General features: G+C 34.1%; 23 protein-coding genes. 17 read left to right on the plus strand and 6 right to left on the minus strand.

The features are described 5' to 3' along the window. The first annotated feature begins 32 nt into the window (after positions 1-32). The 6 genes from FNOD_RS02935 (at position 33) to FNOD_RS02955 (ending at position 5833) form a co-directional block, all read left to right on the plus strand. Positions 33-1217, plus strand: a complete 1185-nt coding sequence (locus tag FNOD_RS02935; RefSeq protein ID WP_011993748.1) for a glycosyltransferase family 4 protein — start codon at positions 33-35, stop codon at positions 1215-1217. 819 nt (positions 1218-2036) lie between these two features. Beyond that, a complete protein-coding gene (locus tag FNOD_RS02940; RefSeq protein ID WP_011993749.1) occupies positions 2037-2567 on the plus strand; it encodes a hypothetical protein in 531 nt (176 codons plus the stop codon). Next, positions 2558-3151 carry a glycosyltransferase family 4 protein gene (locus FNOD_RS02945; RefSeq protein ID WP_011993750.1) on the plus strand — a complete coding sequence of 198 codons (594 nt, stop codon included), beginning with the start codon at positions 2558-2560 and terminating at the stop codon, positions 3149-3151. Before FNOD_RS02940 ends, FNOD_RS02945 begins: the two co-directional genes overlap by 10 nt. 143 nt (positions 3152-3294) lie before the next feature. Next, complete coding sequence (gene glf / locus FNOD_RS02950; RefSeq protein WP_202965506.1) at positions 3295-4239, plus strand: UDP-galactopyranose mutase; 945 nt, start codon at positions 3295-3297, stop codon at positions 4237-4239. Positions 4240-4266: 27 nt separating this feature from the next. Then, positions 4267-4398 (plus strand): hypothetical protein, encoded by a 132-nt coding sequence (locus tag FNOD_RS09920; protein ID WP_274376822.1) that lies wholly within the window; start codon positions 4267-4269, stop codon positions 4396-4398. A gap of 1 nt (position 4399) precedes the next feature. Continuing rightward, positions 4400-5833, plus strand: a complete 1434-nt coding sequence (locus FNOD_RS02955) for an oligosaccharide flippase family protein (RefSeq protein ID WP_011993751.1) — start codon at positions 4400-4402, stop codon at positions 5831-5833. Between the two features lie 78 nt (positions 5834-5911). Here FNOD_RS02955 and FNOD_RS02960 read toward each other — a convergent pair whose 3' ends face one another. Beyond that, positions 5912-6316: a hypothetical protein gene (locus tag FNOD_RS02960; RefSeq protein ID WP_011993752.1), complete on the minus strand. Its 405-nt coding sequence runs from the start codon at positions 6314-6316 to the stop codon at positions 5912-5914. A gap of 781 nt (positions 6317-7097) precedes the next feature. On the opposite strand from FNOD_RS02960, the gene FNOD_RS02965 reads away from it, so the two are divergent. The 10 genes from FNOD_RS02965 to FNOD_RS03005 all read left to right on the plus strand — a co-directional run bounded on the left by FNOD_RS02965 (position 7098) and on the right by FNOD_RS03005 (position 17365). Further along, positions 7098-8348, plus strand: coding sequence for a sugar transferase (locus FNOD_RS02965; protein ID WP_011993753.1), 1251 nt, complete (start codon positions 7098-7100; stop codon positions 8346-8348). A 226-nt stretch (positions 8349-8574) separates the two neighbouring features. Next, positions 8575-9864 (plus strand): hypothetical protein, encoded by a 1290-nt coding sequence (locus FNOD_RS02970; RefSeq protein ID WP_011993754.1) that lies wholly within the window; start codon positions 8575-8577, stop codon positions 9862-9864. A 174-nt stretch (positions 9865-10038) separates the two neighbouring features. Continuing rightward, the gene (locus tag FNOD_RS02975) at positions 10039-11202 is read left to right on the plus strand and encodes an ATP-binding protein (RefSeq protein ID WP_011993755.1); all 1164 of its coding nucleotides are present in this window, start codon (positions 10039-10041) and stop codon (positions 11200-11202) included. Between the two features lie 32 nt (positions 11203-11234). Next, complete coding sequence (locus FNOD_RS09950; protein ID WP_337998405.1) at positions 11235-11618, plus strand: hypothetical protein; 384 nt, start codon at positions 11235-11237, stop codon at positions 11616-11618. After that, a complete protein-coding gene (locus FNOD_RS02980) occupies positions 11579-12331 on the plus strand; it encodes a glycosyltransferase (protein WP_337998406.1) in 753 nt (250 codons plus the stop codon). The genes FNOD_RS09950 and FNOD_RS02980 overlap by 40 nt, the downstream gene beginning before the upstream one ends. Positions 12332-12344: 13 nt before the next feature. After that, on the plus strand, positions 12345-13541 hold the full coding sequence (locus FNOD_RS02985) for a glycosyltransferase family 4 protein (RefSeq protein ID WP_011993756.1): 1197 nt from the start codon (positions 12345-12347) through the stop codon (positions 13539-13541). Between the two features lie 62 nt (positions 13542-13603). Further along, entirely contained in the window at positions 13604-14779 is a 1176-nt protein-coding gene (locus tag FNOD_RS02990; RefSeq protein WP_011993757.1) for a glycosyltransferase family 4 protein, read from the plus strand. Positions 14780-14783: 4 nt separating this feature from the next. Then, positions 14784-15203 carry a glycosyltransferase family 2 protein gene (locus FNOD_RS02995; protein WP_049750994.1) on the plus strand — a complete coding sequence of 140 codons (420 nt, stop codon included), beginning with the start codon at positions 14784-14786 and terminating at the stop codon, positions 15201-15203. A 15-nt stretch (positions 15204-15218) separates the two neighbouring features. Continuing rightward, the gene (locus FNOD_RS03000) at positions 15219-15926 is read left to right on the plus strand and encodes a hypothetical protein (RefSeq protein ID WP_041256844.1); all 708 of its coding nucleotides are present in this window, start codon (positions 15219-15221) and stop codon (positions 15924-15926) included. Continuing rightward, positions 15926-17365: a lipopolysaccharide biosynthesis protein gene (locus tag FNOD_RS03005; RefSeq protein ID WP_011993758.1), complete on the plus strand. Its 1440-nt coding sequence runs from the start codon at positions 15926-15928 to the stop codon at positions 17363-17365. The genes FNOD_RS03000 and FNOD_RS03005 overlap by 1 nt, the downstream gene beginning before the upstream one ends. A 161-nt stretch (positions 17366-17526) precedes the next feature. Here the strand turns inward: FNOD_RS03005 and FNOD_RS03010 are convergent, their stop codons facing one another. The 3 genes from FNOD_RS03010 to FNOD_RS03020 are packed head-to-tail and all read right to left on the minus strand — an operon-like array spanning position 17527 to position 20551. Continuing rightward, positions 17527-18552, minus strand: a complete 1026-nt coding sequence (locus tag FNOD_RS03010; protein ID WP_011993759.1) for an electron transfer flavoprotein subunit alpha/FixB family protein — start codon at positions 18550-18552, stop codon at positions 17527-17529. A gap of 40 nt (positions 18553-18592) precedes the next feature. Next, the gene (locus tag FNOD_RS03015) at positions 18593-19375 is read right to left on the minus strand and encodes an electron transfer flavoprotein subunit beta/FixA family protein (RefSeq protein WP_011993760.1); all 783 of its coding nucleotides are present in this window, start codon (positions 19373-19375) and stop codon (positions 18593-18595) included. A gap of 36 nt (positions 19376-19411) precedes the next feature. Further along, a complete protein-coding gene (locus FNOD_RS03020) occupies positions 19412-20551 on the minus strand; it encodes an acyl-CoA dehydrogenase (protein ID WP_011993761.1) in 1140 nt (379 codons plus the stop codon). A 290-nt stretch (positions 20552-20841) separates the two neighbouring features. On the opposite strand from FNOD_RS03020, the gene aglB reads away from it, so the two are divergent. Continuing rightward, positions 20842-22281 carry a cyclomaltodextrinase gene (gene aglB / locus FNOD_RS03025; RefSeq protein ID WP_011993762.1) on the plus strand — a complete coding sequence of 480 codons (1440 nt, stop codon included), beginning with the start codon at positions 20842-20844 and terminating at the stop codon, positions 22279-22281. Positions 22282-22362: 81 nt separating this feature from the next. Here the strand turns inward: aglB and FNOD_RS03030 are convergent, their stop codons facing one another. Beyond that, positions 22363-23727, minus strand: coding sequence for an FAD-dependent oxidoreductase (locus FNOD_RS03030; RefSeq protein WP_011993763.1), 1365 nt, complete (start codon positions 23725-23727; stop codon positions 22363-22365). A gap of 199 nt (positions 23728-23926) precedes the next feature. Further along, complete coding sequence (locus FNOD_RS03035; RefSeq protein WP_011993764.1) at positions 23927-25399, minus strand: carboxypeptidase M32; 1473 nt, start codon at positions 25397-25399, stop codon at positions 23927-23929.

Raw genomic sequence — 25399 nt, forward strand, 5'->3', positions numbered from 1 at the left:
TATTGTGTTAGGACAATGGAGGTATAAAGTAAATGAAAGCTCTTGTCATAACAAATCTTGCACCAATTTCTTCTAATTTAAATTCTGGAATTTTTATTGTTCGAAGATTGCAGAAATATGAAAAGTTTAATGTTGAATTCGATGTAGTCTCTTTATCTTTTGAAGATAATCAATTAGTTTTACTGATTAAAAAACTATTAAAAAAAGCCACAATAGACCCAAAACCTGTCGAAGAATATGAAAATATCCAATTTAAAATTGCTTCAATTTATAGGAATATGAACTCTTTACTAAAAGAAAAATTTTTCAACGGTTATCGTATAACTGCTAAAAAATACGCTGTTGAAATTGAAAAAATACTTAAAATAGAAGATTACGATTTGATACACGCTCATGGAATGTTTAGCATTCCTGCTGGATTAATTGCAAAGATTTTAGCAGATAAATACGATAAACCATTTGTTGTAAGCCTACATGGTGATGACATAAACTTACTTATGCCAGAAAGAAGAGATATTTACGTTGAAGTACTTGAAAAAGCTTGGACTAATATCTTTGTTAGCAATGCCCTTTTAGAAAAAGCAAAGTCACTGGGTTATTCTGGCAAAAATGGTGTAGTAATACCAAATGGATATAATAATGAAATATTTAAACCTTTGGTTAAGAAAGAAATAAGGAATGAACTTAAAATATACAAAGACGATTACAAGTATGTTGGCTTTGTTGGATATCTCGTGTTAGTGAAGAGAGCTGATAAGCTCGGTGAAATATTTAATCTCATCGCTAAAGAATGTCCAAAGACATATTTCATAGTAGTTGGAGATGGTCCGTTGAGAGAGGAAATTAAAAAGGAAACAGAAGGTTTAAATATCATCTTTACCGGTAGGATATCTCAGCAAGAAGTAGCAAAATGGATGAACGCAATGGATGTTATGGTTTTACCAAGTAGGCAGGAAGGATTTGGTGCCGTGGTAATCGAAGCGCAAGCGTGTGGGACTTGTGTAATTGGAAGTAGTAATGGAGGGATACCTGAAGCGATAGGTTTTCCAGAGTATGTAGTTCAAGAAGGGGAAAATTTTGAAGAAAGGTTTGCTAAGAAAGTGGTTGAAGTATTAGTACATGGATATGATGCAAGTAAATTAATAGAAAGAAGTAAAGAGTTTACTTGGAGAAACATTGTGGAAAGAGAGATAGAAGTTTATAGAAAAATAGTTTAAAGGACCTTGACAAATGTAAAAAATGGATTAAGTTAGTATGGTGCTTCTCTAAATGATTGGATAGAAGCAGAAGAGAGATTGTAATTTTTTATGAATGGGATCAAAAAAGTAAGATACAATAACTTGAACAAATTATTGGTAAACAAGTTATTGTTATTTAGTCTAAAAAACAGTTATTCATCCTAGATTGATTGGAAGTAAATACATAGCAATAATAGACTGGTATACAAGAGAAGTTCTCGGCTCACAAATAAGTCTTAAAGGAAAGGCAGGAAAATTGTTAAAAAAGTTGAATAAAACATTAAATGAATAGAGTAAGGGCGGAGTAAGAAAAAAGAGGTAATACTTATAAATGATGATTGAACTTAATAGAGAATATCCACACAGTACCTTGAAATACTGATATTTAAGAGATGAATTCAAAGAATATCTAAGTTATACAAAAGTTTCTTGATTTTTGTCCAATTTTTCGGAGTGCGTTAAAATTAAAATAATCTTTAATAAGATTTAACCTTGGAATCGGGAGAATACTTGTTCTTTTTTTTCATGAGAATCACTGCATTTGAATTAATTTAATTATACCCATATTTTTATTTTTTCTCAAATCTTCTGTGGTAGTGATTACGTCCAGCTAAAAAATCTATAATATATGGAGGGAATACTTATGTCTGAAAAAAAGTAGGGTACATTATACATTCAGGTATAATTAATAAAAATGCCGGAGGACCAGCGGGGTATCTTTACCAGCTAAAAACAGGTCTTGAGAAATCATCAATTACAGATGTTAAAATAATTTCATATATTAGCAAGTCTGTAAAAATGGAAAAACAATTATTGCTGCTAGTTAGAAAATTCCGAAAATTTGCCTTAATGAACTTCTTCCCAAAGAAATATTTTGATGAATCAATACTAAACTTAGAAATCAAAAATAAGGAAGCTATCAAAAATCTTATGGAAATTGCTTTTCAGAATGAATTAAATTCTGAAATAGCATTTGTGCATTTCCATCATGTTTGGGATGTGATCTCGAACAACAGCCTAAGAAACAATGGTAACATGATTCCAACTATTTTAACATCACATTCTCCAGAAGCTTTTCATATTGAAATTACTTATGACTTGAAAAATTTATTTCAAAAAAGAGTTTTATTTAGGAAATCGAAGAACTTTTTAATATCAAAGTATGCTGAATACTATAAACTGATCGATGAGAAAGCATTTATAACAGTTGATTATTTGATGTTTCCATGTGAAGAGGCTATGGAACCATACTTTGAAACATGGCCAGATTTCAATCAAATAGTGAAAAACAAAGATATTTTTTTGTTCCATCTGGTGTTGTGGCTTTAGAACACAACTTGTCAAGGGAACAAATTAGGGAGAAATATAATATTCCAAATGATGCGTTTGTTGTTAGTTATGTTGGGCGACACAATCATGTTAAGGGGTACGATTTGTTGCAAAAAGCTGCAGAAGAAGTGTGGAGAAAAGAACCAAATGTGTATTTTCTTATCGCAGGAAAGGAATTTCCAATTCGTGGGTTAAGAGACAAGAAATGGATAGAAGTAGGTTGGACAAATATACCGGGAAATATTGTAAATGCTTCGGATGTTTTCGTTTTGCCTAATAGGAGAACATTTTTCGATCTTATTTTGTTGGAGGTAATGTCCATCGGAAAACCAATAATAGCTTCTTTCACAGGTGGGAATAAATTCGTTAGTAGACAAACGAATGGAATAATAACTTTTGAAAAAGAAAATATTGCAGATTTAGTCAAGAAGATCCTTGATCTATCATTATTATCAAGAGATGAACTTGAAAGGCTTGGATTAGAGAACAAAATTTTATACAATAACTATTACACACCAGAGAAATTTGCTTTGAGATATAGAAAAGAAGTTGGAAGGTTATTTTTTGGAGAAATTCAAAAATAAAATGATTTTTTGTTATTTTATAGTTATTTAATAGAATTTGTTGAATTCTCTTGTAATTTTATGTAATCTTTTAAACTCGAGAGAAGAAAAATTCCTATTTAAGTCTAAATTTAAACATATTATATTATCAGGAGGAAAGTATTATGTTCGACATATTAGTAATAGGAGCGGGATTAGCAGGTTCAACATCTGCAAGAATATTGGCTGAAAAAGGATATAAAGTTCTTGTTATCGAGAAACACAAGCATATCGCTGGCCATTGCCATGATTACAAAGATGAAAATGGCATTACTGTCCATACCTATGGACCACATATATTCCACACCAACAATAAACAAGTCTGGGATTTCGTAAATCGATTCGGCGAATTCCATTATTACCAACATAAAGTACTAAGTTACGCAGAAGGTAAGCTTATACCATTCCCAATTAATAGAGATACCATTGCTCAAGTTTTCGGAATTGAACTTGCCACATACGAAGTTGAGGAGTTTTTGGAAAAGGAAGTCAAGAAATCAAAATTCAACAATCCACCAAAAAATTTCAGAGATGTTGTTGTATCACAAATCGGAGAAAGATTATATGATATGTTTTTCAAAAATTACACAATAAAACAATGGGAAAGAGATCCGGAAGAATTAGCACCAGATGTGGCAAAGAGGATACCAATAAGGACAAACAGAGACGATAGATATTTCTCAGATAAATATCAAGGCATACCAAAGAACGGATATACGAAAATGGTAGAAAACATGCTAAACCATCCCAATATATCATTAATGTTGGGAGTAGATTACTTTGAAGTAAGGGATTTATTTAAACCAAAACTTACTGTATATACAGGAGAATTGGATAGATTTTTTGACTACATGTACGGCAAATTAGAATATCGTTCGTTAAGACTTGAGTTAAAAACGATTGATAAAGAATATTATCAACCAGTGGCGGTAGTTAATTATCCAAACGACTATGATTGGACAAGGATAACTGAATACAAGCACTTTTTAGATGAGAAGAGTGAGAAAACGACAGTATGTTTTGAATATCCATTAGCAGAAGGAGAACCATATTATATAGTTATGACCTAAGAAAACATGGAAAAGAGAGAGAAATATATGAAAGAAGTAATTAAATTAGAATCAACAGGTGAATACATATTCATTGGAAGGTTAGCTGAATACAAGTATTACAATATGGACCAAGTAATAGAGGCTGCTATGAAGAAAATTGAGGAGAGAAAAGTTTAAGATGAGCATTGCCAAAAATTATGTTTACAACTTAATACTAACAATTAGCAATATTATTATCCCTTTTATAACTATTCCATACATCACGAGAGTACTTAATCCAGAAGGAATAGGCGCTGTTGCATTCACCGGTTCAATAGTTGAATGTTTTGTTATGTTTTCGGCACTTGGAATTACTTTATACGGGCCAAGAGAAATAGCATCCGTCAGAGATAATCCAGAAAAATTAAGAGATACTTTTTGGAATATACAATATACGAAAATACTTACAGTACTTGCATCTTATTTGGCTTTTATCATATTCACACTCTTTAGTCAAGAAAAATACAGAGCTTTATATATAATGCAATCACTTACCATAATAAACACACTTTTAGATATCACATTTTTGTTTTCAGGGCTCGAGGAATTTTCAAAAATAACAACAAGAGGTCTATTAGTAAGAATAGTAAGCACGATCTTGATTTTTATTGTTATTCAGAAACCAGAAGACTATTATCTTTATCCATTAATAAATGTTTTATCAAACGTTTTCGGAAGTATTATAATGTGGTTTTATTTGCCAAAAAATTTAAGCATTACAAAGCCTTCGTTTGAAAAAATCAAACAAACTTTAATTGGTTCATTCAAATTGTTTGTACCTCTTGCTGCTATAGAAGTTTATGTGGTTCTTGATAAAACAATGGTTGGAATATTATCAACAGAAGCAGAAGTTAGCTATTATACGATGTCTCAAAGATTAGTAAAAATGATTTTATCTTTAATTACATCACTAGGGCCCGTTATGATGTCAAGAGTATCTAATCTTGTTTCAAATAATCAACACGAGCAGGTGCAAAAATATACACGAATAATTTTTGATTTTGTTACTTATGCCTCTATATTAGCAATTATTCTAACCATATTTACAATGAACGACTTTGTACCTATCTTCTTCGGAAGCAAGTTTTTAAAAGTTAAGGATTTGATAGTATATATAACTCCAATAATATTGTTTATTTCTTGGAGCAATTTATTTGGAATACAAATAATGGTACCAATGAAAAAGGAAAATTATTTAACAATATCAGTGATAGCTGGAGCAATAACAAACTTCACGATGAATTTAATACTTATCCCAAAATATCAATCACTTGGGGCTGTCATTGGAACGGTTATAGCGGAATTCACAGTTACATTGGTTCAAATTATTTTGGTAAGGAAGCTAATCAATTTAAAACCCCTTTTTAACGAAATATGGAAACATATGTTATCTGGTTTAGTAACATCACTTGTGTTGATTTTAATAACTAAGATTAATATTTCACCAATTACGAATATTTTTTTAATAATTTTAGCTGGAGGAATTGTTTATATTTTAGTCGAATCAATTTTGAAATCATCTACTAACAGTTTTTTACTAAAGAAAATAATGTCAGCTTTAAAAATAGGATAAATGTTTTTTATTGTTTACAAAATTACTTTTAAACACACAAAAGTGGGCTATAGCCCACTTTTGATTTTTATTGTATTCTCAATCCTTCCCATCCGAATAGAATAGTTCACTTACTTCTGTCAAGTCTTCATCGGATACATAGTCAAATCTCATCGGTGTGAATGGCGCATCTGTACAATTTGGTGGCTTTTTACCGTACATTATCACCGATATCACTTTGTTCCTCACATACCAATTCAGAAAGTCTTCTTCGTTTCCTCTTCCATCATAACTTTTCAATCCAACCATGATTATATACCAGATTGTTTGCCTAAGGTCTTCGAAAGAATACAAGTATGATTTGTTGATATTCCAAAAATACTTAGTCCACCTATCGACAAGTTTTTGGTAACTAAGTACTTTCTTACGCCAAGCGATATCTGGATTGTTTAAGTTATCCACAAAGCTAATTTGACCGTTTTCTAAGTCATTAAAATCATCCATAAGAAAACACCCCCACGGCTTTTTGAGAATGATTGGTTGTATTTGAATTCAAATATTCAAATAACGAGCAGGTAAAGTTTTGCGTAAGTTATAGGCTCAAGGGTATAATTATAAGTATACATATATATACTATATCATACACCAACCGAACTTGTAAATGGCAAAGTAATATTTTACGAGAAATTAACTTGGAAGGATAATTGATTTAGAGAATTGTAAAATTCAGTCTAATGGGGTAAGTTAATTTTTTGATTTTTCATTTTTATTGAGTGTTATACATGCCACAGTATGATGTATCTACTGAAAAGTTATGTATTTTTAGGTTAAGATTCATATAACGATGGTTATTATCAGAAATTACGAGATTCAACAACGTTTGACAACTTAGTATGTTAATTTAAAGATAAAAGTATTAAGAAATAATTACTAAATAATTTCTTAAAAATAAGAAGAAAACTAAAATTAACTTTTTATAGTATTATGCTCAAATAAATATGTATCTTGGTAATTTTGCACATTCTTTTCGCTTTAATATATTTAATATATGTTTTTTTCAATGAAACTTGTCAAGGGTAGTTAGGTTTCCGAAGTTATAATATTCTTAATTACAAAGTTACTCTATTGAAATATTTAATTTCTCTGCAAGTTGTATAATTTTGAGTGTGGGTTTTCACTAGTTCATTTCCCAAATTTAATTTAAAATTTTTATGGACAAAAATTCATTATCAGTTATCTAACAATATTTGCTTTATATCAAACAATTGAAAGTGAGGGAGATTTAATGTATTTGAGCCTCGCTATTGTTTTTACCAATATTGGAATAACAGTGCTTTTGTCAAATGCTTTTTTAGGAAATATTGCTTTAGCTATTCTAAATGATTTTTTCTTTTTACTTTTTGCGTTTGCATTGAGAGCATACGATGATGATAATTTGGAAAGCTTCAATGAATCTGTCGTACGATTCTATGTTTCAGCTTTTCTGTCATTCCTTTTTGTTATTTCTGTTGTTTCAATTTTTGATTTTAACGTTTCAAAGTACAATATACTCTATTTAAACTTACTCCTTCCAATTGCTCTGTCTGTTGTTAATAACATTTTATTTAAAATTTCGTTGAAAACGACAAAGCCAAAGAAATATCTTGTTATAGGTAGGCAAGAAGAGTTAAAACCTATTCTGGATGAGATAACCCAAAAATCAAAAGGAAGATATGTCTTTGCTGATTTTATTAATCCATCGCCAGTTACATTTAGACAAAAAGTTATACATTACGATAATGTTCTTATTGGTGATTACGAATTGTACGAAAGAATAAAGGACGAGATACAAGATGATATAAAATTAAAGAATGTTGAGTACCTTTCTGAGCTTTCAGAAAAGCTGTTGAAAAGAATACCGATAGCAGTCATTCAGAAATTTAAAGAGTATTACGAATTGGAATTCAGCAAAGCGAAAGAGTCTCCAGCAAAAAGACTTCTGGATATAATTGGTGGAACATTTGGTCTAATATTATTCTCACCATTTATGCTAATAACTGCGATAGCGATACTTATCGAAGATGGAAGGCCTGTGGTATTTAAGCAACTGAGAGTAGGAAAAGATGGGAAATATTTCGAATTTATCAAACTCCGGTCTCTTAAAAACGATGGGTTCGATTCAAATAATCCAAACGGAACAATAGAGAAAAGACTGCTAAAGATAGGAAAAGTTATTAGATCTACGAGAATAGACGAATCGCTTCAATTCTGGCTAATACTGAAAGGAAAAATGAGTTTAGTAGGACCTAGACCAGAGATGATAGAATACCACAGATTATACAGTCAGCAAATACCATTTTACGAATATCGCCTGAAACTAAAACCAGGGCTTACAGGATGGGCACAAATAAACTTTAAACACACAACAACTTTGGAAGAGTATATGAAAAAGACAGAATATGATTTATATTACGTTAAGAACAGAAGCACACTTATGGATTTAAGAATTATTTTGCAAACGATAGAAGTTATATTCTGGAGAAAAGGAGCGAAATAAATAATAATCAAAAACACTCCTTTAAATGGTTTTAAAAAACTATTTAGAGGAGTGTTTTTTGTTACCCTGAATGGATTGTGTGGGGATATTTTTCATAGTTTATTACTTATTTAGTTTTTAGCAGTATTTTTTAGGAGGTGAGAATATACTTATCAAAGTAATCAAGTTAGAAAAATTTTAATTATCTTAATAAGTGAATGGAATTGTTTGAAGAAAGGGGGATATTATGGGGCAAGAAACAACTTTGATAATAGGTGCTGGTGTTGACAAGACAAATGGAATAGGTTTGCCACTTGCGAATGAGTTAATTCCTGGAATTGCTATTTTTGCCAAAAAAGAAGGAAAAAAGTATGAAGAAGCAATAACATCATTTCTACCTAATCTGAGATTTTCTTTTAACAAAATTATACAAGATTCAATTGAGTTGTTTGCCAGTTATGATGAAAGCAAAATAGGTAAAATAATAAAAGATTTAGAAAATGAATCAGAAAATGGGAAAGACAAACTTATATTTGATGTTTTAAAAAAGTTATTTAGTAAAGTTAAAAATATTAAAGAAGAAGGAAAACTAGATGATGAAACAATCAAAGATATAGAAAAGTTACTTGATGAAGAAAGCAAAAAGGAATTAAGCGATGAATATATAATTGAACTTTCTAAGGCATCGTTTACTGATTCTTTTAGATTAATACTTAAAGCAATTCTAAAAAGAAGTATAGAAAATCCAAATAATCCAATTAGTAAAGTTTTGTCACAACATTTTCTAGATTTAGAATCATTATTAGCTAAGACTTTTTTGGGGTTTTACACTGAATCGTTGGCTGAGATAAAAAAATACCTTTATATCTCATGGATGTTGTGGGCATATCTAAAAACTCGAGAAAAAGAAGTACTTGAAAAAGAAAGTATTCCATTTTATCCGAATATACCTGAGGATTTTAAAGTAATTTCGTTTAACTATACATCTTTCCTTTCCAAGCGTACTAATCTTAAAAAGGAGAACTATTTATATTTCCACGGAGTATTAGATAAATATCTTAAATTTGATACAAGAACTTGGATCGAACTAGAATGCGAAGATATCCATGAATTCTTAGAAAACACTGTAAGGCAAAATACAGACTTAAAAAATGGAAAGTACCTTTTGCCTGGAATTATTCCTCCATTGAAGTTAAAACCTGTTTTGTCAAGCAATTTTATTGAGGATTGGTATAAAGCAAATGAGTGGATTCAGAATTCAAAAAGAATTATTGTCATTGGTTATTCATTCAATTATGCTGATGAGCATTTTAATGATATAATAAGGAAGAAACTAAACAATAGTAATCAAGTTCTTTATATTATAAATCCGGATGCAGAGAATTTGAAAGAGAGAATAAAAAAGATTTTTTCTTTAAGCGACAATTATTTTACCGGAATCGAAAAAAAAGAACATTTGGTTTTTTCTTCTGAAAAGATAAAAATTATAGGAGCTAAAGCTGATGAAATCGCGTTAGATAGCATCGATGAATTTTAATAATGTTATTATGTTTATAACTTTGAAACCAACTAAAAGCGATAGAAGTAAAAGTCAATCTCTTCAGCTTCGGTGAATACCGAAGCTTTTTTATTTTTTGTCACAGCAGTAGACAAAAAATAGACTTTTGTCACATAGTAACAATTATGGTATAATCGTCCTGAGGTGATGGGGATGGATGAAAAAAAGTTGAAGTATATAATAGAGGCTTTGTTTGATAAGCCGATTGATAATGGTGATTTGCTTGTGGATCGTGAGAAGGAGATAGAGCATTTGAATAAAATTGCTTATTTCCAACCGATGGGTATTTTTGGTGTATGTGGTGAAACTGGTGTTGGAAAGACGACAACTCTGAATTTTATCAATTCCGAAAACGCAAAAAGGTTCTATGTTTTAATAACTGAGAAAGATTCAAAAGAGGTAATAATTGGTGATTTTTTGTATAAGCTTTCTAATTTGGCGTTGGGGTTGAAAAAGAAGGAAATCAATAAGGTGGCTAATGAGGCAAAGGAGTTTATATTAACCGAGATGAGCCAAAGTACTTCGTATGGAGCAGGTTTAAGTGTTTCTGCCAGTTTTTCATATGGGAAATCAACTGTGAGCAAGAAGAGGTTCAATATATACACGGTGAAGGATTATCTTGATGAGCTGTTATCTTTGCTTGTTAAAGTGTACGGAAAGATTTTGGTTATAATCGATGAATTGGATAAAGAAAAGAAGGAAGAGGTTTTAAATATTTTGGACTCACTAAAGAGTGTGTTGTTTAAGGAGAATATAGTCACTTTCGTTTCTTTGCCATTTTCTATATACAGAGAGTATTCGAATGATAGGATGAGGTGGAACGAGAGCGGGAATTTGGAAAATATATTCAGGGACATGATATTCCTTGATCCATTAACGGTGGATGATATAAAGAAGATGATTTTGAAAAGGATAAAGGAATATCCAGATTATTTTGAGATGGATGCCTTAGATGAAATAGCCGCTTTTAGCGATGGAAATCCGAGAGATGCCTTATGGATAGCTCAGCAGATAGCTATAATTAATTCAGATAAAGATAAAATCAGCAAGGAAGTGGTGAAGGAAAGTATAAGGGAGATTATGGCAAAAGGGCTTGAGAAAACGTGGTCGTTTACAGAGATACAAAAGACGATATTGCAAGAGTTGATAAACAATCCTTTGGATAAGTCTGAGCTCGTCAAAAGGTTGGAAAAAAAGATTAAACGCCAAACGGTGTACACTTACGTTAAGAGAATGATAGATGATGGAGTATTAACAGAAAATAACGGTGTGTTGAGGGTTTCAACGAAGATTAAGTACTATATAGAGAGTCTTTGAGTTTTTATAATTTTTTACAATGAGGTGGTATGTTGAAAAAGGTTCTTATCGTAGGTTATTATCATCCAAAAAATGATAAAAGGGTTTTTAGAACGGTTGAGACTTTAAGTAAAGTATGTGATGTTTCTTATCAGTACATTTCAAATAATGAAAATGAAGGTATTTATGTTGAAAACAATATCAAGTTCATTCCTATTTTCTTTAAAATAAATGCTCAGGAGAATGTTTTGAAAAAGGCTTTGAAAAGGATAAAATTCGATTTGAAAGTGTTAGAAGTTATAGAAAGCGAAGACTACGATATACTTTATATGCATCACTTTTTACCGATATTTCCTCTCAAACCTTTCAAGTTTGCCAAATCGAAAAAAAGATGGTTGTGTACGATATTCACGAATACCATCCTGAAAATTTTTTAAACTCGCTTGGCGGATTAGCAAAAATTTTAAAAGAAAAAATAATGTGGAAAATTTTTGAAATGCAGTTAAAATTAGCAGATAAGCTCATTTTTGTATCAAAAGAGATGCAGGAAGATGTTTACAAAAAATTAGGCTTGAAAAAGCCATATTTAGTTGTTCCAAATTATGCAAACATCTTAGTTGAACCCAAGGAAAAAAGAAAAGAAATATCATTTGTTGGAAAAGTGACGAGAAATATTGAAAAAGAGAAGGAGATATTGAAAAAGTTAATAGAGAAAGGATTTACGTTCAAAATTATCGGGATGGATTCGGATGTGTTTAAAGATGTTCCGCATGAGTATACTTCTTTCCTGCCATATGAAGATATGATGATAGAGCTTTCGAAATCCGCTTTTTCGTTGATTTCTTACAATACTGTGAGAAATGAAAGTTACAAGAATGATTTATTCGCACTTCCAAATAAGTATTACGATTCCATATGCGCTGGTACACCGGTAATAGTTAAGAACTCTTTTGTATCGATGGCCAAAGAGGTGGAAAAGTACGGTATAGGTGTGGTGATAGATCCTAACGACGTTGAAGAGTCAGTGGAGAGAATTCTTAATGCGTACGAACACTACGATGAACTTATGGAAAATGTGCGAAAATACAAAAGAAATTTTGTATGGGATGATATGAAAAAACAAGAATTCATCAACTTTGTATTGCATTGAAGGTGATTAAGAAGTGAAAGTTCTGGTGATAACAAGCCTTGGTCCGAAGGTTTCAAATCCACAAGCTGGGATATTCATTATCAACAGGTTGAAACATTATGAAATGCACGGAATAGATTTTGACGTTGCCGTGTTGGGGTACAACGATAATAAGATGGTGACTTTTGCTAAAAAGTTTTTGAAGATTTATAACAAAAACCAGCCTCTTAGTACGTGTTGCGGAATAAAGCTAACACCTGTTTTAATAGATAGAAGTTTGATTGACTTAGCATTGTTCAAGACTTTACCGAATTATTTCTTAAAAACCGCAGGAAGGTTTGCCCAAAGAATTGAAAATATGTTTAGAGTAGAAGATTACGACTTAATTCATGGGCATGGTATGTACAGTATACCAGCTGGATTAATCGCAAATATTTTATCTGAGAAATACAACAAGCCGTTCGCCGTAAGTTGGCATGGTGGGGATGTAAATGTAGTTATGCCGAAAAGAGGCAAAATATATGTTAAAGTCCTCGAGAAGGCTTCGGCTAATATTTTTGTTAGCAACGCTATTTTGGAAAAAGCAAAATCGTATGGATATTCGGGGAAAAATGCGGTTGTAATTCCTAATGGATACGATCAAGAAGTATTTAAGCCTTTTGATAAAGAAAGTGTAAGAAAAGAGCTCGGAATTTACAAAAAAGGCTATAAATACATTGGATTTGTTGGCAATCTTTTACCGATAAAGAGGGCTGATAAACTAGGTGAAATATTTAATCTAATTTCGAAAGTATATCCAAACACGTATTTCATAGTAGTTGGAGATGGACCGTTGAGAGAGGAAATTAAGAAGGAAACAGAAGGTTTAAATATTATCTTTACCGGGGGATTACCTCAACAAGAAGTAGCAAAATGGATGAATGCAATGGATGTGATGATATTACCAAGTAGGCAGGAAGGATTTGGGGCCGTGGCAATCGAAGCGCAAGCGTGTGGTACTTGCGTAGTTGGAAGTAGCAATGGAGGGATACCAGAAGCGATAGGCTTTCCAGAGTATGTAGTTCAAGAAGGAGAAAATTTTGAAGAAAGGTTTGCTAAGAAAGTGGTTGAAGTATTAGAACATGGATATGATGCCAACAAGCTAATAGAAAGAAGCAAAGGGTTTACTTGGAGAAATATTGTGGCAAAAGAGATAGATGTGTATAAAAATGTTTTAAATTTGATAAAGTAAAAAGTTCAAACACGTTAAATTAAAATATTTTAGATTTTTACAATTGATTGGAGGTCTTATGCGTGAAAATAGCTATATTATCGTTTGATAATTCAAAGGTTATAAATTACGGTGGAAAACACATACATCAAAATTTATTAGAACGTGCTCTTAAAATACTTGGGCATGATGTGACAACGTTTTATCCTCCGATTGAAAGTAAAAAATTTTTTCAAATATTGAAGATTATACTCTCAAATCCAGCCTCTTTATTTTCTTATTATGTACGATACAAGAAAAAATTCCAGGATCGCTTTCATTTATTTTCCTCGCTAAAATTAGATAATTTTGACATAGTTCACTGTCATGATGTTGGAAGTCTTTACAATATTGACCATCCGTCGACAGTTTTAACATTGCATGGATATCTGGCAAGGGAAGCGGTTAATTACTCACCTACCATTTCCGAAAAAGACAAACGTAAAATTTTCGATTTTTGCATGCAAATAGAAAAAAGTGCGGTGAAAAAGGCTAAGCATATTATAACTGTCGATAGCAGGTTGAAAAACTATGTTATTCAAGAATTTGGCTATCCAGAAGATAAGGTTACTGTTATATACAACGCTGTTGATACAGATCTCTTCAAACCTGTTACAGATGAAGAAAAAATTTTACTTCGAGGCGAACTCGGATTTCCAAAAGATACCTTTATTGTTTTTGTTCCAAGAAGGTATGTAAAAAAGAATGGAGTAGATTACGCTGCACGTGCTTTTTCTAAAATTAAGTCAAATGATTATCTCTTTGTTTTTGCTGGTCGAGGTCTGTTAAAATCAGAAATTCAGGAGATACTCAAAGATAACTCCAACGCGCTCATACTTGATGCTATACCGAATGCCGAAATTCACAAATATTACAAAGCAGCTGATTTGATATTAATACCAAGTGTTTCCTCTGATGATGTTGAAGAGGCAACTTCACTGAGTATGTTGGAAGGTATGGCGTGTGGGAAAGTGGTTGTGTGCACAAACGTAGGTGGTATGAAGGAAGTTGTAAAACATATGGAGAATGGAATACTTATAGAACAAAAGAATGTTGATGCGATAGTTGAAACTTTACATTATGTTAAGAACAACTATGACAATTTTTCTGAGCTTAGGCAAAGAGCAAGGGAATACGTTGTGAAGAACCATTCTTACATTGAACATGCGAAAAAAATTGTTGAAATATACGAAAAAGTTATTTCGGAAACAAGGCGGTGAAGTTATGAAAATATCTGTTCTAATGCCAACTTACAACGATGCTAAGCATATAGGTAAATCTATAGAAAGTGTCTTAAGTCAACGTAAAGTAGATGTTGAACTCATAATCGTAAATGATGGCTCAACCGATGAGACAGAAAAAATTGTGCTTTCTTATAACGATAGAAGGATAAAGTACATAAAACAAGAGAATAAAGGGCAACTTGACGCATTGCTGAATGGTAGTAAATTTATAACTGGAGATCTTGTTTGTTTATTTCATTCTGATGATTTGTTGACTGATGAGTTTGCTTTCAAAAGGAATGCAATAACAATCATTGAGAAAAATTTGGATGGTGTGTACAGTGACTATGTAAAAATAAATGAAAAAGACGAAGAGACTGGAATTTTGAGAGTATACAAAAACTTTGGTGAAAACACTTAAAAAAAATTAATCCATTTGAATGGAGCTAATGTAATAGGTGACCACTTTTTTGTAAAGAAAGAAGTGTTTTTTAGGTATATTGTAAAAAATTATATAATATGGAACCAGCCTTACTGGTTCAAAATAAAAGACGGAAAAATACACTCGTTGAGATTGAGTTATATAAGTCAGCCATGGTACAAATACCGAGTTTACAGTGAAAATTACGCAAGAAGTGAAGTTGGGAAATTTGTAGCATCAAACGGGGTTATAAGAACAATAGTAGAGTTATCTAAATTTTACAAGATACATTTCGCGGGTTTTAGATACATTCACAGGTTACCAACTAACTTAGTTGTTCACCGTTCAGAAATTGGTTACGAGCAATACCACAGACAAGTGTACAATTTAATCAAGAAAGTTTTTAAAAATTACGGTGTGTCTCCCGAAAGTAATATTTATTACGAAGCTCTTCTTAACTTTTATGGGAAAAAATCGAATGTAAAACTTGAGATTGAGGATAAATTAATCAAAGAAGCTCCTCTATTGTTTGGAAAGGATGTCAATATTTTTTACAATATGCTTTTAAGTAATAATCTTCCAAGAATCTATAAGCTTTTATTAGAGACAGCATTTAAAGGTGGATTTGAAATTGTAGTAAACAAAGAGTATGAGAAAAAAATCAATTTAATTCTTAAATTTCTAAATCTTTCCGTTCCGGTATCCACAAAAGGAGGATATTAATGAATATAAATGAACGTAATCTTTTGAAGAAATATATTTCATTCTCGCTCGGTACTTGGTTCAAAGCGCTTATATCTTTCTTTATCACACCAATCACTACTTGGCTAATCAATCCAGAAGAGTTTGGAAAAGCCGCGATGTTTTCTACTGCTTACTCGATAATTCTACTTGTAAGTATTCTTGGTACTCCTTCGGCTTTACTTAGATTTTTCCCACAAAAATCAGAAGAGGAAAAAACCATCCTTTTGTGGAGTAGTCTTATAACACCAATTATTTTGAGTGCATTGATAAGTATCGTTGTTTTTATTTTTAAATCCTCCATAAACGCCTTTCTCGTGGGAACTAGTGTATCAAATGCTCATGTTATTTTAATTGCAACGCTAATAACTGGAATTTTCCAAACATTCAATATGAACCTAGTTAGAACTAAAGGAAGAGGAATTCTTTTCTCAGCAATTGACATAACTCAGTCAATCAGTCAAATAGGTTTCATTTTGCTTTATGCTCTGCTTGTAAAACGCGATTTTTACGCTTTGCTTTACGCACAGCTTTTTTCGAATATTTTAGCGCTCGGTATTGGAATGTATTTTGAGAGAGATTATTGGTTCCCAATAAAGATAGATAAAAAATTAGTTTTTGAAGTAGTACAATACGGATATCCGCTTGTTTTCTCCGGCCTTTTTTGGTGGATCCTTAATTGGATAGATAGGGTCGTGTTACGTTTGTACGTAGACTTTTCTGAGATTGGACTTTACAGTGCCGCCTTCAAAATAATCTCGGCGATGAATTTACTTACAAGTGGTTTTTCAACACTTTGGTATCCCTTTGCATACGAACAATATGAGAAAAACCCTGAAAACAAAATTATATTTAAAAGAACTTTGGACTACGTGGCTTTTTTAACATTCTCTGCAGGGTTTGTTCTGCTTTCGTTTAAAGATGTTATCTTCCTTTTGCTTGCAAAAACGTACAGGCCAGCTGCAGCAATTTCTCCATTTTTAATCTTGAATCCTGTAATGATAACTATGGCTATTGTTGTTGCAAGAGGGATAGATTTTTCGAAGAAAACATACTGGTTTATTGTTAGCAACAGCACAGCGGCTATATTCAATTTAATAGGGAATTTCCTGTTGATTCCAATCTTTGGAGCAAAAGGGGCGGCAGTTTCAACAGGATTATCTTTTATAATTGTTTTTGCCATCGAATCAAGTGTCTCCAAAAAGTTGTATCCTGTTCCATACAATTTGAGAAAGGTTTACTATCTTGTGATTATTTTTATTTTCTCGGCATCGTTTCATACATTTTCGCAAAATCTATTCCTATCAATTCTTTCATCATTAGTTGGACTTCTTGCCACAGTTTTTCTATACAAATCGGAATTCTCAAAAGTGTTTTCAGTTAGCGTTGATTTAATCAAGGGAATAATTCATAAAATATGATATTTTAATTTATTTTCACTTGTCACAGCTGTAGACAGAAATTCTACAGTTGTCACATAGTCACAAAATAATTTTCAAGGCTTTATAATCCTAAAAGCATGAATTTATGCGAAAAATCCTATCCCGCTGGGAAATTGGGATAGGATTTTTCATAAGACTATTTAAGATATCTGTGATATCTGTGATATCTGTGATATCTGTTCTTCTTTTTCTTCTTGCCTTAATTTTTGTATTAATCTACCTATGATTTGTTTCCAATCACCGACGATGGCAAGGTCGGCTATTTTCATTATTGGGGCTTCCGGGTCTTTGTTTATGGCTATTATGTATTCGCTTTCTTGCATTCCAGCAAGGTGCTGGATTGCTCCAGAGATACCAACCGCGATGTACAGTTTTGGTCTTACCACTTTCCCTGTCTGACCCACTTGTCTGTCTTTTTCTATCCAGCCGTTGTCCACAGCTGCTCTTGAGCCTGCCACTTCTCCACCGAGTAAATCTGCCAGTTCTTTCAACTGTTCAAATCCTTCTTTGGAACCTATCCCTCGGCCGCCCGCGACGATTATCTTCGTCTCGGTTATGTCCGTTCCTTTTCTAACTTTCTTAACAATTTCCTCGATTGTTATTTTGAATTCTTTACCTTCTAAATTTGGGATAAATTCTATAATTTCCCCTTTTCTGTTTACATCTGCGTTTTTGAGTGGAAATACACCCGGTCGCACTGTCGCCATTTGCGGTCTGTTGTTTGGGCAGATTATTGTTGCCATTAAATTGCCACCGAATGCGGGTCTTGTCATGAGGAGTAATTTCGTTTCTTTATCTATTTCAAGTTGTGTACAATCTGCCGTTAAGCCTGTTTTTAACCTTGCCGCAAGGCTTGGTCCGATTTCTCTGCCAAGTTGCGTTGCGCCAAGTAAGAGTATTTCTGGTTTTTCTTTTTCGATGATTTGGCAAAATGCTTCCGTGTATTTTTCGACTGTGTAATTTTTGAGTTCTTTGTGTCTTACAAGGATAACTCTATCAGCTCCGTGTTGGATAAGTATCGGGGCTAAGTGGGATATGTCAACTCCAGGGATAACCGCTGTAACTTGCGTTTCTAAATCTTGTGCAAGTTCACGCGCCTTACCAAGTAACTCAAGACCGACTTTGTGAAGTTCGCCATCTTCCTGCTGGCAAAGAACCATTATCATTATACTCACCTCTCAAACGTTTCGTATTTTACTAATTTTTTTATTTTCCAAGCACGGGTATAGCTTCGATGATTTTTTGAACGGCTTCGTCTATGTCTCCTTGGAAGAGTACGCCTTCGCCTTTTGGTCCTTTTGTGAAAGTTTTTCTTACTTTTGTAGGTGAACCTACAAGCCCAACTTCGTTTTTGTCGAATTTTAAAACGCTGTTATTTAGTATTTTTATCTCTTTAGAATACGCTTCAAAGATGTAAGGTACTCTCATGTACCTTGGTTTGTTGATGTCTTTTGAACAGGTTATAACACATGGGAGAGGAGTTGATAGGATTTCTATTCTGTCATCGAGTTCCCTTTTAACTATTACTCTATCTTCTTTTATCTCAACACCAATTGCGTAAGCTATTACGGGAATGCCCAAATGCTGAGCGATTTCTATTCCCACTTGCGCTGTGTCACCGTCTATGGCTTGTCTGCCTGTGAGTATTAGGTCAAAACCGATAAGCTGAGCAGCTCTTGCAAGTATCATACTTGTAACCCATGTATCCGCTCCAGCGTACAGTGGGTCGGTTATGAGTATCGCTTCATCGGCGCCCATTGCATAACTTTCCCTGAGTATGGCTTCAGCCATAGGTGGCCCCATGGTTATGACCGTTACTTTCGCACCAAATTTGTCCTTTAATCTCAACGCTTCTTCTAACGCGTTTTTGTCCTCTGGGTTCATAATCGACCTGACACCGTCTCTGATGAGTGTACCCTTAACTGGATCAACTTTAACTTCCGTTGTATCGGGTACTTGCTTTGCGAATACGATTATTCTCATGCTCATATTTTAGCCTCCCTGTACGATTAGCTTACAATTAACTTATTTGATGTACTGTGCGGCAATGACCATTTTCTGCACTTCGTTTGTTCCTTCGTATATCTGTGTTATCTTCGCGTCTCTCATCATTCGTTCGACTGGATAATCTCTTGTATAACCGTAACCGCCGAATATCTGGACAGCTTGGGTTGTTACTTCCATCGCAACATCTGAGGCGTATTTCTTTGCCATAGCCGCGTCCGCACTTGTGAGTATCCCTTTGTCTTTTTTTATCGCCGCGTCATAAACTAATAATTTTGCTGCGCGTGTTTTTGTTATCATATCGGCTATATACCATTGGATTCCTTGGAATGAACCAATGGATTTTCCAAATTGTTTTCTTTCTTTAACGTATCTAAGCACTTCATCTATTGCGCCTTCGGCAATGCCAAGTGCTTGCGCGCCAACGCCTATTCTTCCACCATCTAACGTTTGAAGAGCGATCTTAAATCCCATACCTTCGCTACCAAGCAAGTTTTCCTTGGGGACTTTGCAATCTTCGAATATTAACTCTGTTGTCGATGAACCTCTTATTCCCATCTTCTTTTCAGGCTTGCCTATCTTGAAACCTTCAAAGGATTTCTCAACGATAAACGCACTGATGCCTTTTGTGCCCTTCGATTTATCTGTCATAGCAAAGACGATGAAGACATCTGCAACACCGCCGTTGGTTATAAATATCTTGGAGCCGTTGAGGATGTAGTAATCGCCAACAAGTTTCGCGGTTGTCTGTTGATTACCCGCATCACTGCCTGCATTTGGTTCTGTAAGCGCGAACGCACCAATCATCTCACCTTTCAACAGTGGTCTCAAGTATTTTTCTTTTTGCTGTTGCGTGCCGAAATTAAAGATAGGCCAGCAGCAAAGGGAAGTGTGAGCCGAGAGGATTATCGATGTAGTCGCACAAACTTTTGCTAACTCTTCAACGGCCATAATGTACGTTAAATAATCGCCACCCGCTCCTCCAATTTCTTTGGGGAAAGGTATGCCCATCATACCTATTTCCGCCATTTTTTTGACTGTTTCTATTGGGAAGTATTCTTCTTCATCCACTTTCTGAGCTAACGGTTTAACCTCTTTTTCCGCGAATTCTCTGAATAATTCTCTCGCAAGTAGTTGCTCTTTCGTGAGTAAGTAATCCATATAATCCCTCCTGTCGGGTGTGTATTTTGATTTCATATAATCTGAATAATTATTCATTACAAACATTTGGGAATATTCTTTTATATTCTGTGAATATTTTCACATTTTCAATTATATTTTATACCTTTTTCCGATTGTCTATGTTATATCGTGAATAATATCACGTTAAATTTTCGTAAAATAAATGATTTTAGTTTCGGAATTTTGTAAGACTCTGTAAGGCTGTAAAATTTCGCGTTTTAGGGTATAATTTATTTGATTGACAAATTTATGAATGCAAAGGAGTGATTTTGTTGAGTTATCCAATTTATCCAACTTATCCAACGCCTTACTGGGCCTTCGAGAGTGTTGTGTACGAAATTTTTCCAGATAGATTCGCTATTGGTAAAGGAAAGAGCATTAAAGATAAAGCTCATTTATACAAAGATGGCATTTTAAAAGATTGGGATGAACCACCTGTAAGTACTGGTGATGGGAAGCAAAATAAGTGGTTTTACGGTGGAGATTTGTGGGGAATTGCGGAGAAAGTTGGTTATTTAAAAGAGTTGGCTATTAATGCAGTTTATTTAACTCCCATATTTAAATCTCCATCTAATCACAAGTACGATGCTGTTGATTATTTTAAAGTCGATAGTCAATTCGGCGGGATGAACGCGTTTAAAAGTTTGTTGAAGAGTTTGAAAAGTAATAATATAAGGCTAATTTTGGATGGTGTTTTCAATCATGTGAGTTCTCAGCACCCGTGGTTTTTGAAAGCGAAAAGGTGGATGAGAGATTACGTAAGTAGGTTTTCTATATACGAAGATGGACATAGGGGATGGTGGGGAATCAGGTCTTTACCGGAATTTCACCTTGAGGAAAATGTGGTACGTGAATATATCGCAAGTGTTGTGGAGCATTATTTAAAGCTTGGGATAGATGGTTGGAGGCTTGATTGCGGTCAAGACCTTGGACCTGTCAATAACGCTTTTATAACCTCAATTGTGAAATCTGTTTCCGTTGATAAGTACGTTGTTAGTGAGCTTTGGACTTATCCAGATAGGTGGGACATGGTCGATGGGATTATGAATTACAATCTCAGAGAGGTTGTGTTTAGTTATTTAAATGGTGAATTAAAAGAACCGGGGAATGCGCTGGAAGGGGTTTTCAAAAGCACAAGAAATATATACGGATGTTGGAATATGCTAGATAGCCACGATACTGAAAGACTTGCAAATTCGATACCAGATAAAGCTTTAAGAAAATTGGCTATCGTCTTGCAATTTACGTTCCCAGGTGTGCCAGTTGTTTATTATGGCACGGAGATAGGTTTAGATGGGGGCAAGGATCCGGAGTGTCGAAAAACGATGGTATGGGATAGGAGTAAATGGGATTTAGATATGTTTGAGTTTTACAAAAAGTTAATAGCGCTCAGAAAGAGTGAAATCGCGTTTAAAGTTGGAAGTTTCGAAGTGCTTAACAATGAGCCTTTGGTGTTTTTAAGGAAGGCACCATACGTGCTGGATGATGTAATCGTTGCGGTCAATCCAGGTGAAGAAAGAAAGGTCGCAGTTTCGGTAAAGGATGGTAGGTTGCTTGACAGGACGGTCTTTGTTGATTTATTCACCCAAGAGCAATTTAAACTCACAAGCGGTGTTCTGAGATTTGAGATAGCCGAAAAGTCTTTTAGGATTTTGAAGCCTTTGAATGAAATCGTTAAAGGGTACAATCAGTACAAAAGAATATATTAATATATTAAATCAAATAATTAAACAATCAAAGCACGCCAGTAGACTTGTGGCGTGCTTTGATTTTTTTAGTTTTTTGTTATCTCAAATTTTTAAACTTTCCAAAGCTTTCAATGCGGCGGTGTTCAAGAAATTCCATGGTTTGTTGAAGTATGGTTGGAAGAAGAAATCGGAGAACGCAAGGTCTGTTATGGTCATTTTGTTTTGTATCGCCAAAGAAAGTGTGTTTGCACTCTCGGTGACATCCGCTCTCGACATGATTTGTCCACCAACGATTTGGCCATTGTCGGTTCGATAGACGATTTTTATGTAGACTGGCTCGTACTCTGGCATGAATTCGGGTCTGTTATTTTCGATAGTGAAGATACTTTTAACAGCGATGCCTTTTTCTTTTGCCCAATTTTCGGTGAGTCCTGTTGCTGCGACGTTGTAGGAATAGACTTTTACACCGGATGTACCTTGCGTTCCTTTGTATTCTATCTTGTTTTCAAATAGATTGTATGATATTATCGTTCCCATTCTCACAGCGTTTGTCGCAAGTGGGATGTATTCGTATGTGCCCGATGGGTTAAACCATACAGCTGTGCTATCGCCCGCTGCGAAGACGTCTGGATTGGAAGTGTGCAAATATCTATCAACTATTATCGCGCCGTTTGGTAGCATATCGATTTTTCCTTTTAGTAAATCCGTGTTAGGTCTGAAGCCAACGGCTAGGATTACCATATCCGTTTCGTAGGTACCTTTGTCTGTGATTACTCTTTTGACCTTTCCGTTTTCGCCTTCGAATGCGGTAACTTTCTCACCAGTGACAACGTTTATTCCGTGTTCTTTCATTTCTTTCTCAAGTATTTGTGTAAATTCGCTATCGAGGTACTTTGCAAGTATTCTATCGGCTATATCGATTATCGTTACTTCTTTTCCATTTTCTTTAAATGCTTCGGCGAGTTCAACACCGATGTATCCCGCACCTACTATAGTTATCTTCTTTGCGTTTTTTGAATAGTTCACGATATCTTTCGCGTGATAAAAGTTCTTTGAGAGTTTTATTCCCTCAAGCTCAACACCTGGAATGTTTGGAATAATGGGCCAAGAACCGGATGTGACAACAAGTTTGTCGAAGGATTCTTTGAAGGTCTCCCCAGTCTCAAGATTTTTCACCAAAAGATATTTTTCACTTAAATCGACATCCACGACTTCATGTCTCATTTTCATATCTGCACCAAGTTCGGCTAACGTTTTGGGCGAGGAATAGAAAAGTTTCATTGGGTCTTTGACAACACCACCAACATGGAGGGCTATACCACACGACAGGAATGATACTGTGTCATTTCTCTCAAAGACAGATATATCAACATTCTCTCCGTAAAGTTTCTTCGCCGTGGTGATAAACGCAGTCCCTGCGTGTGTACAACCTATAACTGCCACTTTGACTTTATTTGTGTTTTGCATATATACTTACCTCCATTCTCAAGTTTTTTAACTTTTTAGCTCTCCTGAAAGTTATTTTTTTCACTTTTACTTACACTATTATTATACTAAGTATAAACTAATTTGTCAAGAGAGAAATTTAAAATTAAAAAATTAAAGTGCCCTTTCTGTTTTAAGAAAGGGCACTTGTTTTGCGAGATTGATTTTTTGTTTTTGAAATTTATAATGATATTTCGTATACTTTTGAGTACTTTTCTTTGATGTAGTTCATGAATGGTTCGACGCTTGGAGGATTGCCAGTTACCAATGTCATTAGTTCTTCTGGTTCGTAAATTCTTCCTTTTGAGTATATTTTTTCGCTTAGCCATTGTTTTATTGGCTCGAAGTTGCCTTCTTCTAAGAGTTTTTCAAATTCTATTTCTTCTCTCAATTTTTGGTATATCTGTGCGGCGTATATGTTGCCGAGTGAGTATGTTGGGAAGTAACCAAATGAACCACCGTACCAATGTGGATCTTGCATGCAACCTATTGTGTTTGATTGCACTTTTAAGCCTATGTATTTTTCAAATAGTTCATTCCAGATGTCTGGTAGATCTTTTACTTGGAGTTGACCGTTTATTAGTGCGCGTTCTATTTCGAATCTCAAGATTATGTGCAAGTTGTAAGTGATTTCATCAGCTTCCGTTCTGATGTATGACCTTTTAACTTCGTTAACCCAGCGCCAGATGTCTTCAACGGTGTGTTCTTTGAGTTCTGGAAGAACATCGATTATTCCATTTTTGTATATGCCTTTCCAAAATGCAAGGCTACGTCCAAGGACGTTTTCCCAAAATCTCGATTGGCTTTCGTCGAAACCGTACGAGGCACTTGAACCTATCGGTAAACTGTAAAATTCTTCTGGAATAGAGAGTGCGTAAAGCGCATGACCAAATTCGTGGATTGTTGAGTAAATTGAATTTTTCACATCGTCTTCTATATACCTTGTCGTAATTCTCACATCGTTTAAACCTATCGGATTGGTAAATGGGTGAGCGGATACATCAAGTCGTCCTTTGTTTAAATCGTATTTTAAATATTTTATAAGTTCCTCGCTGAATTTTTTCTGTTTTTCTACGGCAATTTTTGGGTTCACCAACGGTGGATTTTTCCCTTCTTTTTCTATCTTCTCCAGTGTTTGTATAGTGAATTCTCTCAATGGTGTGAATATCTTCTCTATTTTCTTTGCTTTCATACCGGGTTCGAATTGGTCTAGAAGTGCGTCGTATGGTTCGTCCTCATAGCCGAGTATGTCTGCGATTTTTCTGTTCAATTCAACTAATTTTTCAAGGTTAGCTTTGACTTTTGAAAAATCACCCGTTGGTTTTGCGTATTGCCACTCTTGTTCGGATATCGTCGCTGTTCTCATTGTTTCCTCGAATAACTCCGGTGGGATTTTTTTGTATTTTTCGTAATCTTTTTTACCAACTTTTATTATAGCTCTGTCTATGTCATTTTCAGGGTTTGCCTCGTTTAGCATTTTTCCAAGAACATCGTCGATGGACATTTTGAAAGCATATGAGCTAATCTCGGATATGACCTGCGCTCTGTAAGGTCCTGCGTGTGGTGGCATGTACGTTTGCATGTCCCAGTACAATAAAGCAGAGGCACTTGAGTATTTCGCGATTTTTCGATAGTAATCTTTAAGTTCTTCCAT

Source organism: Fervidobacterium nodosum Rt17-B1, from assembly GCF_000017545.1.
GTDB lineage: Bacteria > Thermotogota > Thermotogae > Thermotogales > Fervidobacteriaceae > Fervidobacterium > Fervidobacterium nodosum.